Raw genomic sequence first — 12,957 nt, 5'->3', positions numbered from 1 at the left:
CGTCACGACGGGGTCAGTTGCTGGCCAGGGCGTCGGCCGCCGCCGGGTCGCAGTCGCGGAGGAACTGGGCGCAGCGGGCCGCCTCGTCCGCCTCGCCGATCTCGTCGGCGGCCCGGGACAGCACGTAGAGGCAGCGCAGGAAGCCCCGGTTCGGCTCGTGCGACCACGGCACCGGGCCGTGCCCCTTCCAGCCGCTGCGACGCAGCTGGTCCAGGCCCCGGTGGTAGCCGGTGCGGGCGTACGCGTAGGCCGGAACGACCTGGCCCGCGGCGAACGCCCGGGCCGCCAGCGCGGCCCAGCCGGCGCTGTAGGTCGGATGGTGGGCCGCCACCTCGGCGAACGCCTCGTCGCTGCCGCTCTCCTCGGCGGCGGCCAGGGCGGCGTCCGCCTCGTCGTGCGCGGGCAGGAGGGTGGCCGGTGGCTCCGGCAACAGGTTCTGCATCGTCCCATTCAACCCGCTTCGCGGTGCGACACGCGAGGGGGTTGGCGGAGTCGCTTGGCTGAAAGGCTGAGGAACTGGTCACGCCTGCGGCCCATGCCGCCGCCACGTGATTTCCATTACAACTATGGGTCCGGAGCCTCCCCAGGACCCGGTCAAGCAGGAGCCCGGCGGCCTCGGCCGCCGGGCTCCTGTCTGTCTCCGGGTTCCACGGGCCGGGCGGGGGCAGGTTTGGCGGGTTGACCCGGCCGGGCAGGATGACCGCGTGCCCAGCCCACCACCCATCGACGTCATCGAGCCGCACGTCTGCACGGACGAGGTCGAGACGCGCGCCGACTTCGACCGGCGCCTCGCCACCGGCGACCTGGCCGGGCTGACCGTGCAGGGCCTCCGGCTCGACCTCGACCCGCCCGACCTCACCGGCGTCACGGTCACCGGGACGCTCTTCGTCGGGTGCCGGTTCGCCTCCCGGGACGTGGGGGCCGACCTGGTGCGGCGCGGCGCGAACGTGGTGCCGCCCTTCTCCGGGCTGCCGTACCCGACCCAGCCGTCCCACCTGTACACGCCCGAGGACCTCGCCGACGGGTTCGCCGGTGGGGGCTTCGCCGGCATGTACGACACCCGGGTCTACGAGCACTTCCGGGCGCACGGCGGGGCGCTGCCGGACGTCCGCGAGGCGCTCGGTCAACGGCTGCACGACCACGGCGTGGACAACGCCCTCGCCGACGCCACCCGCACCTGGCTGGCCACCCACGGTCCGCAGTCGGTGGTGGGCATCATGGGCGGGCACGCGGTGCCGCGGGGCAGCGCGCCGTACCGGATGGCCGCCGTGCTGGGCTGGGAACTGGCCCGGGCCGACCGGCTGGTGGTGACCGGTGGCGGGCCGGGGGTGATGGAGGCGGCGAACCTCGGCGCGTACCTGTCGCTGCGGCCGGCCGCGGACCTGACCGCCGCGATCGACCTGCTCGCCGAGGCACCGGACTTCACCGACCACGACCGTTACACCGCGGCGGCGCTGCGGGTACGGGAGGTCTACGGCCGCTCGGTGACGCCGCCGCCCAACGGCGGCGACCCGGCGTCCCGGCACCACGCCGACTCGGCCGCCCTCGCCACGGGCGGGCGGGACTGGGCGCACGCCGGCGGGTTGGCCATCCCCACCTGGTTGTACGGGCACGAGCCGGCGAACCTCTTCGCCGGCCGGATCGCCAAGTACTTCTCGAACGCCATCCGCGAGGACACCATCCTGCGGCTGGCCCGGGGCGGGATCGTCTTCGCCCCCGGCCGGGCCGGCACGGTGCAGGAGGTGTTCCAGGCGACCACGAAGACGTACTACGGCACCGACGGCGCCAGCGGGGCGTACGTCTTCCTGGACCGCGCGTACTGGACCCGGGAGTTGCCGGTGGAGGCGCTGCTGCGCCCGCTGCTGGCCGCGTCGCCGTTCGGCGACCTCTCCTCGACCGTGCACCTCACCGACGACGTCCGGGAGGCCGTCCGCGTCCTGACCGGGGTGTGAGAGGAACCGCGACGGCCGGCCCCCCGTGCGGGGAGCCGGCCGTCGGACCGTCAGGCGGTCGTCACTTCATGGTGGTGCCGGTGGAGCGCAGGTGCTCGCAGGCCTCGGCGACCCGCGCGGCCATGCCGGCCTCGGCGGCCTTGCCCCAGACGCGGGGGTCGTACATCTTCTTGTTGCCGACCTCGCCGTCGACCTTCAGCACGCCGTCGTAGTTGCGGAACATGTGGTCCGCCACCGGCCGGGTGAAGGTGTACTGGGTGTCGGTGTCGATGTTCATCTTCACCACGCCGTAGTCCAGTGCCTCGCGGATCTCCGACAGCAGCGAGCCGGAGCCGCCGTGGAAGACCAGGCTCAGCGGCTTGTCCTTGCCGTACTTGGCGCCCACCGCCTCCTGGATCTGGTTGAGGATCTCCGGGCGCAGCTTGACGTTGCCCGGCTTGTAGACGCCGTGCACGTTGCCGAAGGTCAGCGCCGCCATGTAGCGGCCCTTCTCGCCCAGGCCGAGGGCCTCGACCATGGCCAGGCCGTCCTCGACGGTGGTGTAGAGCTTGTCGTTGATGGCGTTCTCGACGCCGTCCTCCTCGCCACCGACGACGCCGACCTCGATCTCAAGGACGATCTTGGCCTCGGCGGCACGGTCGAGCAGCTCGGCCGCGATCTGCAGGTTCTCCGCCACCGGCACGGCCGAGCCGTCCCACATGTGCGACTGGAACAGCGGCTCCTGGCCGGCGGCCACCCGCTCCTTGGAGATCTGCAGGAGCGGCCGGACGAACTTGTCCAGCTTGTCCTTCGGGCAGTGGTCGGTGTGCAGCGCGATGTTGACCGGGTACTTCTTGGCCACCTCGTGCGCGTACGCGGCGAACGCCACCGCGCCGGTGACCATGTCCTTCACCGAGGGGCCGGACAGGTACTCGGCACCACCGGTGGAGACCTGGATGATGCCGTCGCTCTCCGCGTCAGCGAAGCCCTTCAGCGCGGCGTTGAGGGTCTGCGAGGACGTCACGTTGATCGCGGGGTACGCGTACCGGCCGGCCTTGGCGCGGTCCAGCATCTCCGCGTAGGCCTCGGGGGATGCGATGGGCATAGTCGAGTGCTCCTTACTTGCCGCTCTCGGCCGTCACCGGCCGCTGTTGTCCATGGGTGCGCCGGACCGCGCTGTCCACCGTCGGCAGTATCCCGTAGAAGGTGGCGCCGGGCACAACCACCCCGGCGGGCGTCCACCGGTCGGCCGCACCGACGCTCCGGACTGTCCGGTACGACGACGCTGATCAGCCAGGTCGCGACGGTCATCACGATGGCGCCCCACAGGGCGGCTCACCGCCCCATCCTGGCACCGGGGACGGCACCCGGAGGGGCAATTCGGTCGACTCGGCCACCGCGGGGGCGTGCGTGGTCGACCAGCGCTGCGGGAGCGCAGACCGTACGGTGGGTGGGAACCGTCCGCCGAGATCACGGGAGGGACCGATGGGTCAGCCCGACGAGGACTTCGCTCCCAGCCACCACCTCAGCCCCGAGGAGCGCGACATGGAGGCGGAGCCGGCCGACGCGGTCGAGCAGGCCGCCTCCATCGACCCCGGCGACGCCGACGCCGAGCCGCACCGCGGCCTGGAGGTCGGCGACTGGGACGCGATGGAACAGGCCCGGGTGGTCGCCGCCGACGAGGACGACTACCGCTGAGGCGGCCGACTCAGCGCAGGCGGGTGACCCGCGCAGGGTTGGCCGCGACCCAGCCGTCCAGCCGGTCCTCGCGCAGTGCCGCGAGGAACGGCGTGGCCGCCGGATCGAGGGTGAGGTAGCGGCCGGTCCCTCCGGCCGGGAGGTCGAGCCCGACCGGCTCGGTCGACTCCAGGGCGGGCACCACCCGCAGCAGGTCCGGGAGGCCGGCCCTCCCGGACCACGACACGGTCAGCTCCGGCCCGACCAGTCCGAGGAGGCGGGACATCCGGACCGGATCGGTCAGCACACCCTGCTCACCCGCCCGCCGGACCAGCCCGGCCGCGTACCGGTGGGCGTTGCGGTCCCGATTTAGGGCGTCGTCGGGCAGCCCGCGACGCTGCCGCAGCAGGTCCACGGACTCCGCGCCGTCCAGCCGGTGGCAGCCGGCGGGGAAGATCCGTCGGGTGTGGACCGACCGCACCCGTTCCGGCAGGCAGACCTCCACGCCGTCCACCGCGTCGGTCAGCTTCCGCAGCACCGGGTAGGTCAGGACCACGCCGGCGTCGATCCGTACGCCGGTCAGGTCGGCGACGGTCCGGCGGACCAGGTCGTACCCGTTCGCCAGGTCGGGCCGGCCGTCGCCGGCGCCGAATGCGAAGGCGGCGTTGAGCTTGTCGGTGCCGTGTCCCGGAATCGGCACCGCCAGGTCGCGGGGCAGCGAAATCAGGTACGGGCGGCTGCGGTCGGCCGGCACGTGCAGGAGAAGCACCGAGTCGGCCAGTGGCGGCCGGGAGCCGGACGCGGAGTCCACCCCGACCAGCAGCACGTTCAGCGTACCGACCGGTGCACCACTCGGGTCGGCCATCAGGGTGGTGCCGTCGTCGACCGCGGTCTGGCCGGACCGGAACTGCGGTGCGCCGACACCCAGCACACCGACCAGCGCGACCGCCGCCGCGCCGACCCGCAGCCGCTGGCGCCGGCGGCGACGACGGGCCGCCAGGCGGTCGATCGCCGCACGCACGGGGCCGGTCGGCGGGGTCAGGGGCTCGTGCCGCGCGAAGGCGGCACGCAGGTCGTCCTCGGTCATGGGCGGGCCTCCGCGTACTCGGTGCGCAAGGTGGTCAGGGCGCGGGAGATGCAGGAGCGGACGGTGCCGACGGCGCAGCCGAGGATCTCGGCGATCTCCGCGTCCGGCAGGTCCTCGTAGTAGCGCAGCACCAGGGTGGCGCGTTGCCGGCGAGGCAACCCGGCCAGCCAGGACCACACCTGGTCCCGGTCCACCGCGTGCTGAGCGTGGTCGGCCGGCGCCGCCACGGCCTCGTCCGGCGCACCGCGCAGCAGCACCCGCCGCACCCACGAGCCGCGCCGCCAGTCGACGAACTGGTTCGTCAACATGCGGCGGACGTACCGCTCGGGCGAGTCGGCCCGGGCCACCCGCCGCCAGTTGAGCTGGACGCGCACCATGGTCTCCTGCACCAGGTCCTGCGCCTGGTGTGGATCGCCGGTCAGCATCACCGCGTACCGCAGCAACGCGGCCAACCGAGCGTCGACGAACTCCTCGTACGTCACCGCACCTCCTGGGCTCCTGCCACCCATGACGGGTACGGGCGTCCGGATCGTTGCACTCCTGATCGAGATCGAAGATCCTGACCGAGCGCGACCGCACGGTCATGCCGTGTCGCCGCGGGTCAACCTTTCGGCTGGTCTTTTCCCCGGCGAGGCGGCGCGGGGCGGCGCGGAACCTTTGGTCTTTCTTAAGATCCGCTGGCCATCCCTGGCATCCCCCTACCGGAGGACCCCCCAACATGCTCACGCACTCCACCCGGCGTTGGCTCGCCGGGCTCGGCGTCGTAGGCGCGCTCGTCGCCGCCTCCGCCGGTCCCGCCGCCGCCGAGGAAAACGACGTCGAACTCGCCGTCTACCTCCGCGACGTGACCATCGCGGCCGATACGACGGGCAAGGTCGAGTACCCCACCGTGTACAGCTCCGGCCCGGTCGTCCTACAGGACCTGACCATCCGGTACGACTTCACCGCGCTCGCCGGCAAGGTGACGGTCAAGGAGGAGGACTCCTCCGAGTGCACCACCCCGGAGGAGAACGTCCTGCTCTGCACCCTGCCGTTCGAGGCGGGCATCGAGGACGAGTGGGGCCTGAACGGCCTCTTCCAGGTGGTCATCGCACCGACGGCGGACGCTGTGGACGGTGACGAGGGCGCGCTGAAGGTCAGCGCCAGCGCCAAGGGCTTCGACCCGGTCAGCTACGAGTCGCGGGTCCGCGTCGGCGAGGGCGTCGACCTGGCCGCGGGCCCGGAGACCGTCCGCTCCGCCGCCCCCGGTGCCACGTTCACCGCGCCTCTGGCCGTGCGGAACGTCGGTGAGACGACCGCCAAGGGCGCTGCGGTCGTCTTCTACAACGACCACGGCATCCGGGCGACCAAGAAGCACAGCAACTGCACCTACGTCGGCGACGAGCTGCGCACGTGCCGCTTCGACGAGGCCCTCGCCCCGGGTACCGGCGGCGCCGCGACGCTCGCGTACGCGCTGGGCAAGGACACCTTCGCGCCCGGCACCGAGTGGGGCGAGATCATCTGGATGACGCCGGCCGAGTTCGAGGACTTCCAGGCGTACCTGGACACGCTCGACATCACGATCGGCACGCCGGGCACCGGCGACGAGCTGAACCTGGCCGCCAGCGCCGCCAGCGCCCGGATCAGCGCCCAGGGGTCCCAGGCCGACACGCAGCCGGAGAACAACCACTCGCACCTCGAGGTCAAGGTCACCGGCAAGAACAGCACCGACCTGGAGGCGGTCGGCGCCAAGCTGGCCGGCGGCAAGGGTGCCGAGGTCGACGCGACGATCGGCTTCCGCAACAACGGTCCGGCCACGCTGGACGCCACCCGCAGCGGTTCCTCGGTCACCCACATGGTGGTGGAGGTGCCCAAGGGCACGACCGCGATCGCGGTTCCGGAGTCCTGCTTCCCCGTCAAGGGTGAGGAGTGGGGCGAGCCGGGCGAGCCGGGTGCCCGCCAGTACCGCTGCTACACCACCTCCTTCCTGAAGGCCGGTGACCAGGAGACCTTCGAGTTCGGCTTCCGGATCGACGAGGTCATCGCCAATTCGGCCGGCACCGTGAAGATCAACGTGCCGTGCCAGTGCGACGGCGGCTTCTACCAGGACCTGAAGCCGGCCAACGACATCGCCAAGATCCTGGTCAACGCGACCGGCAACGGCGACGGTGGTCAGGGTGGCGGCGGTTCGCTGCCCATCACCGGCGCCAACAGCGCCCTGGTCGCCGGCCTCGGTGCCGTCCTCCTCGCCGCCGGTGGCGCCGGCTTCGTGGTGGCCCGCCGCCGCCGGACCCGCTTCGTGGCCTGATCCACCCGCACCACCGGATGCCCCGCCGACCCCTCCGGTCGGCGGGGCATCGCCCTGTCCTGAGGCGAAAACGGGACGACACAAGATCGGAAGCGCTGGGACCATGGGCGGCGTGCTGCTCACCCTCACCACCACGTACCGACCGGCGACCGACCTCGGTCACCTGCTGGTCAAGCACCCCGACCGCGCGCACTCCTTCGACGTGCCGGTCGGCACCGCGCACGTGTTCTACCCCGAGGCGGACGAGCAGCGCTGCACCGCCGCCCTGCTGCTGGACGTGGACCCGCTGCGGCTGGCCGGCGCGCGGGGCCGGGGCCGCGGCCGGCAGCCGGCGACGGCTCCGGAGAACTTCACCCTCGGGCGGTACGTCAACGACCGGCCGTACGCGGCGTCCAGCCTGCTCTCCTCGGCCCTGTCCAAGGTGTACCGGTCGGCGCTGCGCGGGGAGTCCCGGGACCGTCCGGAGCTGGCCGCCACGCCGATCCCGCTGGAGGTACGCGTACCGGTGCTGCGGTGCCGGGGCGGTGCGGACGTCGCGGTCCGGCTGTTCACGCCCCTCGGCTGGACGGTGGTCGCCACCCCGCTCCCGCTCGACGAGCGGCACCCGGAGTGGGGCGACAGCCGGTACGTCGACCTGACGCTGACCGGCACCGTCCGCGTCGCCGAGGCCCTCAACCACCTGTACCTGCTGCTGCCGGTGCTGGACGACGCCAAGCACTACTGGGTGGCGCCGGACGAGGTGGACAAGCTGCTCCGGGCCGGTGCGGGCTGGCTCGCCGGCCACCCGGAGCGGGGCCTGATCAGCCGCCGGTACCTGGCGCACCGGCGTGCCCTCGCCGGGCAGGCGCTGGCCCGCCTGGCGGAGCAGCGGCTGGCCGACGAGCCGACCGCGGCCGAGCCGGACGTGGTGGACGACACGACGGGACCGGACGCCGTCCGGGTGCCGTCGCTCGCCGTACGCCGCCGGGAGGCGGTGCTCGCCGCGCTGGTGGAGGCCGGGGCGAGCCGGGTGCTGGACCTGGGCTGCGGTGGCGGTGCCCTGCTCACCGCGCTGGCCGGCGACCGCCGGTTCACCGAGGTCGTGGGGACGGACGTGTCCACCCACGCGCTGACGCTGGCGGCGCGACGGCTGCGCCTGGACCGGCTGCCGGAGCGGCAGCGGGACCGGATCCGGCTGTGGCAGTCCGCGCTGACCTACCGGGACGACCGGCTGCGCGGCTACGACGCGGCGGTGCTGATGGAGGTCGTCGAGCACGTCGACCCGCCTCGCCTGCCCGCCCTGGAGGACGCCGTCCTCGGTCACGCCCGGCCGGCGACGGTCGTGGTGACCACGCCGAACGTGGAGTACAACGTGCGCTACGAGGGGCTGCCCGCCGGGCGGTTCCGCCACGCGGACCACCGCTTCGAGTGGACCCGCGCCGAGTTCGCCGACTGGGTCGCCCGCGTCACCACGACGTACGGCTACACGGCCGTGATCCGTGGGGTCGGCGACGACGACCCCGAGGTCGGCGCACCGACCCAGCTGGCCGTGCTGACCCGGACGGAGGAGAGCCGATGACCACCCTCGACATCCCCGAGCTGGCCCTGGTGGCGTTGGTCGGCGTCTCCGGCTCCGGGAAGTCCACGTTCGCCGGCCGGCACTTCGCGCCGACCCAGGTGCTGTCCTCCGACGCCTTCCGCGCGATGGTGGCCGACGACGAGAACGACCAGTCCGCCTCCGCCGAGGCGTTCGACGTGCTGCACTACGTGGCCGGCAAGCGCCTGCGCGCCGGGCGGCTGACCGTCGTGGACGCGACGAACCTCCAGCCGCACGCCCGGGCCGGGCTGGTGCGGGTGGCCCGGGAGCACGACGTGCTGCCGGTCGCGATCGTGCTCGACGTGCCGGAGGCGCTGGCGTGGGAGCGGACCGAGGGGCGCGCCGACCGCATGTTCGGCCGTCCGGTGCTGGCCCGGATGCAGCGCGACCTGCGCCGGACGTACGGGCAGCTGGCCCGGGAGGGTTTCCGGAAGGTGCACGTGCTGCGCGGGGTCGACGAGATCGACGCCGCGGAGATCCGCTACGAGAAGCTGTTCAACGACCGGAAGGAGCTGACCGGGCCGTTCGACATCGTCGGTGACGTGCACGGCTGCCGCGCCGAGTTGGAGGCGCTGCTGATCCGTCTCGGCTGGGAGCCGCGCCGCGACGCGGAGGGCCGGCCGGTCGACGCGACGCACCCGTCGGGGCGTACCGCCGTGTTCGTCGGTGACCTGGTGGACCGCGGCCCGGACTCCCCCGGCGTGCTGCGCCTGGTGATGGGCATGGTCGCGGCCGGGCACGCGCTCTGCGTGCCCGGCAACCACGAGCAGAAGCTGCTGCGCAAGCTGCGCGGCCGGGACGTGCGGCTCACCCACGGCCTGGCCGAGACGATGGCCCAGCTGGCCGACGAGCCGGACGGCTTCGTCGCCGAGGTGGCGACGTTCGTCGACGGCCTGACCAGCCACTTCGTGTTGGACGGCGGCCGGCTCGTGGTCGCGCACGCCGGGCTGAAGGAGGCGTACCAGGGCCGCGCGTCCGGCCGGGTCCGCTCGTTCGCGCTGTACGGGGAGACCACCGGCGAGACCGACGAGTACGGGCTGCCGGTGCGCTACCCGTGGGCGCGGGAGTACCGGGGTTCGGCGATGGTGGTCTACGGGCACACGCCCACGCCGGAGCCGGAGTGGGTCAACAACACCATCTGCGTCGACACCGGCTGCGTCTTCGGTGGCCGGCTCACCGCGCTGCGGTACCCGGAGCGGGAGCTGGTGTCGGTGCCCGCCGAGCGTGAGTGGTACGCGCCGGCGCGTCCGCTGGCCGCCGCGCCGGCCCGCCCCGACGAGGTGCTGGAGCTCGCCGACGTGACCGGCCGGCGGCACGTCGAGCACCCGTACGGGTCACTGACCGTGCCGGCGGAGAACGCCGCCGCGGCGCTGGAGGTGATGAGCCGATTCGCCGTCGATCCGGCGCGGCTGGTGTGGCTGCCGCCGACGATGGCGCCGTGCTCCACCTCGACGGTGGACGGCTTCCTGGAGCACCCGGCGCAGGCGTTCGCCGACTACCGGGCGGCGGGAGTGGACCGGGTCGTCTGCGAGGAGAAGCACATGGGCTCCCGCGCCGTCGTGCTGGTCGCCCGCGATCCGGCCGGACCGTTTGGCGGCGGGGTGGTGCACACCCGCACCGGCCGGCCGTTCTTCGGCGAGCCACTGGACACCGCACTGCTCGACCGGGTACGGGCGGCGGTCGGCGCGGCCGGGCTGTGGGAGGAGCTGGACACCGACTGGCTGCTGCTCGACACCGAGCTGCTGCCCTGGTCGGCGAAGGCGGGCGGCCTGATCCGCGAGCAGTACGCGGGCGTCGGCGCCGCCGGTCGGGCCGCGCTGCCGGCGGCTCTGGCGGCATTGGACGCCGCCGTGGGCCGGGGCCTGGACCTGGGCGACCTGCGGGACTCCACGGCCCGCCGCCGGGACGAGATCGTCGCCTACACGGAGGCGTACCGGGCGTACGTGGGGCCGACCGAGGGGCTGCGCGGGGTGACTCTCGCGCCGTTCGCGGTGCTGGCCGGCGCGAAGGCGACCTACGCCGACCGGGACCACGGCTGGCACCTCGACCTGGCCGACCGGCTGTGCGTGGCGGCCCCGGAGTTCTTCACGCCGACCCGGCGACAGGTGGTCGACCTGTCCGAAGCGGCTGCCGAGGCGGAGGCCACCCGTTGGTGGCTGGCGCTCACCGCGGCCGGCGGGGAGGGGATGGTGGTCAAGCCGTACGCCGGGCCGGCCGCCCGGAGCGAGCGCGGTTCCCTGCTCCAGCCGGGGATCAAGTGCCGGGGACGGGAGTACCTGCGGATCATCTACGGGCCGGGTTACACCGAGCCGGAGCAGCTCGCCCTGCTCCGCCGCCGGTCCCTCGGACGCAAGCGGGGGATGGCGCTGCGCGAGCACGGCCTGGGGCTGGCGGCCCTGGACGCGCTGGTCGCCGGTGCACCACTGTGGCGCCGGCACGAGTTGGTCTTCGCGATCCTGGCGTGCGAGTCCGAGCCGGTCGACCCCCGCCTGTAGGTCGCGGGTCGGGTGGGGGCGGTGTGACGTCGAGCACCGGGGCCCGCGGGCGGCACCTAGACTACGGGGCGTTCCGTTCCTGACCGGCAGCTATCGGAGGTCACCTCGTGTCGACGCCCACCACCACGCTGGCCCTGGGGCCGGACTGGCTCGATCCAGAGGTGTTGATCTCCACCTTCGGGCTGCTCGGCATCCTGGTGATCGTGTTCGCCGAGTCCGGCCTGCTGATCGGGTTCTTCCTGCCGGGTGACTCGCTGCTCTTCACGGCGGGCCTGCTCACCGCCGACGGCAAGTACATCACCTACCCGCTGTGGCTGGTCTGCCTGCTCATCACCATCGCGGCGATCGCGGGAGACCAGGTCGGGTACGCGTTCGGCCGCAAAGTCGGCCCGGCGCTGTTCCGGCGGCCGAACTCGCGTCTGTTCAAGCAGGAGAACGTGCTGAAGGCGCACGACTTCTTCGAGAAGTACGGGGCGCGCTCCATCGTGCTGGCCCGCTTCGTGCCGATCGTGCGGACCTTCACGCCGATCGTGGCCGGGGTCAGCCGGATGAACTACCGCACGTTCGTCATCTACAACGTGATCGGCGGCGTCCTCTGGGGCACCGGCGTGACCGTGCTCGGCTATTTCCTCGGCCAGATCCCGTTCGTCAAGGCGAACATCGAGTTCATCCTCATCGCGATCGTCGGGATCTCGGTCATCCCGATCGCGGTCGAGCTGCTCCGGGCGTGGATGGCCGCACGACGCGGCACCACGCCGCAGGAGATGGCCGCCGCCGAGGAGGCGATCCGGGAGACCCGGGAGCACTACGGCAAGCACTGACCGCGCGACACGGGTGGCGCGGAATCAGCGGCCCGGCCGGCCGTCCGGTGCTCTCCCCACGGGGAGTGCACCGGACGATCGGTGAAGGTCAGCGCGCCTTCTTGGTGGCACGCTTGCGCGGCGGGGTGAGCAGATCGGCGATCGTGGCGATCGCCGACGGCACCAGCCGGTAGTACGCCCAGACACCGCGCTTCTCCCGCTCCAGCAAGCCGGCCTCGGTGAGGATACGCAGGTGGTGGCTGACCGTCGGCTGGGAGAGGCCGAGCGGCGCGGTCAGGTCACAGACACACGCCTCGCCCTCGGGGGCCGACTGGATCAGACTGAGCAGCCGCAGGCGAGCGGGATCCGCGAGGGCCTTGAGGACCCCCGCGAGACGCTCGGCATCGGCACGTTCGATCGGCTCGCCGGCAAGCGGCGAGATCTGAGGCATGGTCATATCAGCCAACGCAGTTCCCACGTATTCCATCCTTCCACCAGGAGCATCGATCCGCCTGCATATCAGCAGATCCGAATCGGTAAACTTTTACGCCACAAGGCCGAGGTCAGCCAACGTATAGGCCGCCCGATACGGCAGTCCGGCGGCTCGCACCGCGTCGCCGGCGCCTCGATCAACAATAACCGCCACACCCACCACGTCGGCCCCGGCCTCACGAAGCGCCTCGACCGCGGTCAACACACTTCCACCGGTGGTGGAGGTGTCCTCCACCGCCAGCACCCGCCGCCCGGCCACATCCGGGCCCTCGATCCGGCGTTGCAGGCCGTGCGCCTTGCCCGTCTTCCGGACCACGAAGGCGTCCAGCGGACGGTCCGTCCCGGACGCCGCGTGCAGCATCGAGACGGCCACCGGGTCGGCGCCCAGGGTCAGGCCACCCACCGCGTCGTAGGACCAGTCGGCGGTCAGGTCACGCATCACCCGACCCACCAACGGAGCCGCCCGGTGATGGAGCGTGACGCGCCGCAGATCGACGTACCAGTCCGCTTCGCGCCCCGAGGAGAGCACCACGCGTCCATGGACCACGGCCAGGTCGCTAATGAATTTACGCAGGTCGTCGTGGGCCCCCATGGCGATAGAGGGTACTGCTC

General features: G+C 72.6%; 12 protein-coding genes. 6 read left to right on the top strand and 6 right to left on the bottom strand.

Annotated elements, in window-relative coordinates:
- Nucleotides 1–13: 13 nt before the first annotated feature.
- Entirely contained in the window at nt 14–442 is a 429-nt protein-coding gene (locus ACIBR0_RS07380; RefSeq protein WP_357028934.1) for a DUF3151 domain-containing protein, read from the bottom strand.
- Nucleotides 443–704: 262 nt separating this feature from the next.
- Between ACIBR0_RS07380 and ACIBR0_RS07375 the strand changes: the two genes are divergently transcribed.
- Complete coding sequence (locus ACIBR0_RS07375) at nt 705–1,952, top strand: LOG family protein (protein ID WP_396713167.1); 1,248 nt, start codon at nt 705–707, stop codon at nt 1,950–1,952.
- Nucleotides 1,953–2,013: 61 nt separating this feature from the next.
- Here ACIBR0_RS07375 and fbaA read toward each other — a convergent pair whose 3' ends face one another.
- Nucleotides 2,014–3,036, bottom strand: a complete 1,023-nt coding sequence (gene fbaA / locus ACIBR0_RS07370; protein WP_357028928.1) for a class II fructose-bisphosphate aldolase — start codon at nt 3,034–3,036, stop codon at nt 2,014–2,016.
- A gap of 380 nt (nt 3,037–3,416) precedes the next feature.
- On the opposite strand from fbaA, the gene ACIBR0_RS07365 reads away from it, so the two are divergent.
- Nucleotides 3,417–3,629: a hypothetical protein gene (locus tag ACIBR0_RS07365; RefSeq protein ID WP_396713164.1), complete on the top strand. Its 213-nt coding sequence runs from the start codon at nt 3,417–3,419 to the stop codon at nt 3,627–3,629.
- Nucleotides 3,630–3,639: 10 nt separating this feature from the next.
- Here ACIBR0_RS07365 and ACIBR0_RS07360 read toward each other — a convergent pair whose 3' ends face one another.
- Together ACIBR0_RS07360 and ACIBR0_RS07355 are read right to left on the bottom strand one after the other, a co-directional pair.
- Nucleotides 3,640–4,695, bottom strand: a complete 1,056-nt coding sequence (locus ACIBR0_RS07360; protein WP_396713162.1) for an LCP family protein — start codon at nt 4,693–4,695, stop codon at nt 3,640–3,642.
- The gene (locus tag ACIBR0_RS07355; RefSeq protein ID WP_396713161.1) at nt 4,692–5,177 is read right to left on the bottom strand and encodes a SigE family RNA polymerase sigma factor; all 486 of its coding nucleotides are present in this window, start codon (nt 5,175–5,177) and stop codon (nt 4,692–4,694) included. The genes ACIBR0_RS07360 and ACIBR0_RS07355 overlap by 4 nt, the downstream gene beginning before the upstream one ends.
- Before the next feature lie 236 nt (nt 5,178–5,413).
- Between ACIBR0_RS07355 and ACIBR0_RS07350 the strand changes: the two genes are divergently transcribed.
- The 4 genes from ACIBR0_RS07350 to ACIBR0_RS07335 all read left to right on the top strand — a co-directional run bounded on the left by ACIBR0_RS07350 (nt 5,414) and on the right by ACIBR0_RS07335 (nt 11,874).
- A complete protein-coding gene (locus ACIBR0_RS07350; RefSeq protein WP_396713159.1) occupies nt 5,414–6,982 on the top strand; it encodes an LPXTG cell wall anchor domain-containing protein in 1,569 nt (522 codons plus the stop codon).
- 112 nt (nt 6,983–7,094) lie between these two features.
- On the top strand, nt 7,095–8,540 hold the full coding sequence (locus tag ACIBR0_RS07345; protein ID WP_396713157.1) for a 3' terminal RNA ribose 2'-O-methyltransferase Hen1: 1,446 nt from the start codon (nt 7,095–7,097) through the stop codon (nt 8,538–8,540).
- A complete protein-coding gene (locus tag ACIBR0_RS07340; protein ID WP_396713155.1) occupies nt 8,537–11,053 on the top strand; it encodes a polynucleotide kinase-phosphatase in 2,517 nt (838 codons plus the stop codon). Before ACIBR0_RS07345 ends, ACIBR0_RS07340 begins: the two co-directional genes overlap by 4 nt.
- 107 nt (nt 11,054–11,160) lie before the next feature.
- Nucleotides 11,161–11,874 (top strand): VTT domain-containing protein, encoded by a 714-nt coding sequence (locus tag ACIBR0_RS07335; protein WP_357028906.1) that lies wholly within the window; start codon nt 11,161–11,163, stop codon nt 11,872–11,874.
- 88 nt (nt 11,875–11,962) lie between these two features.
- On the opposite strand, the gene ACIBR0_RS07330 is transcribed toward ACIBR0_RS07335, so the two are convergent.
- Together ACIBR0_RS07330 and pyrE are read right to left on the bottom strand one after the other, a co-directional pair.
- Nucleotides 11,963–12,340 carry a metalloregulator ArsR/SmtB family transcription factor gene (locus ACIBR0_RS07330; protein ID WP_357028903.1) on the bottom strand — a complete coding sequence of 126 codons (378 nt, stop codon included), beginning with the start codon at nt 12,338–12,340 and terminating at the stop codon, nt 11,963–11,965.
- A 57-nt stretch (nt 12,341–12,397) separates the two neighbouring features.
- Nucleotides 12,398–12,937 (bottom strand): orotate phosphoribosyltransferase, encoded by a 540-nt coding sequence (pyrE, locus tag ACIBR0_RS07325; RefSeq protein ID WP_357028900.1) that lies wholly within the window; start codon nt 12,935–12,937, stop codon nt 12,398–12,400.
- Nucleotides 12,938–12,957 lie beyond the last annotated feature (20 nt).

Source organism: Micromonospora sp. NPDC049497 (assembly GCF_044465805.1).
Lineage (GTDB): Bacteria > Actinomycetota > Actinomycetes > Mycobacteriales > Micromonosporaceae > Micromonospora.
This window is presented reverse-complemented; position numbering and strand designations above follow the sequence as displayed.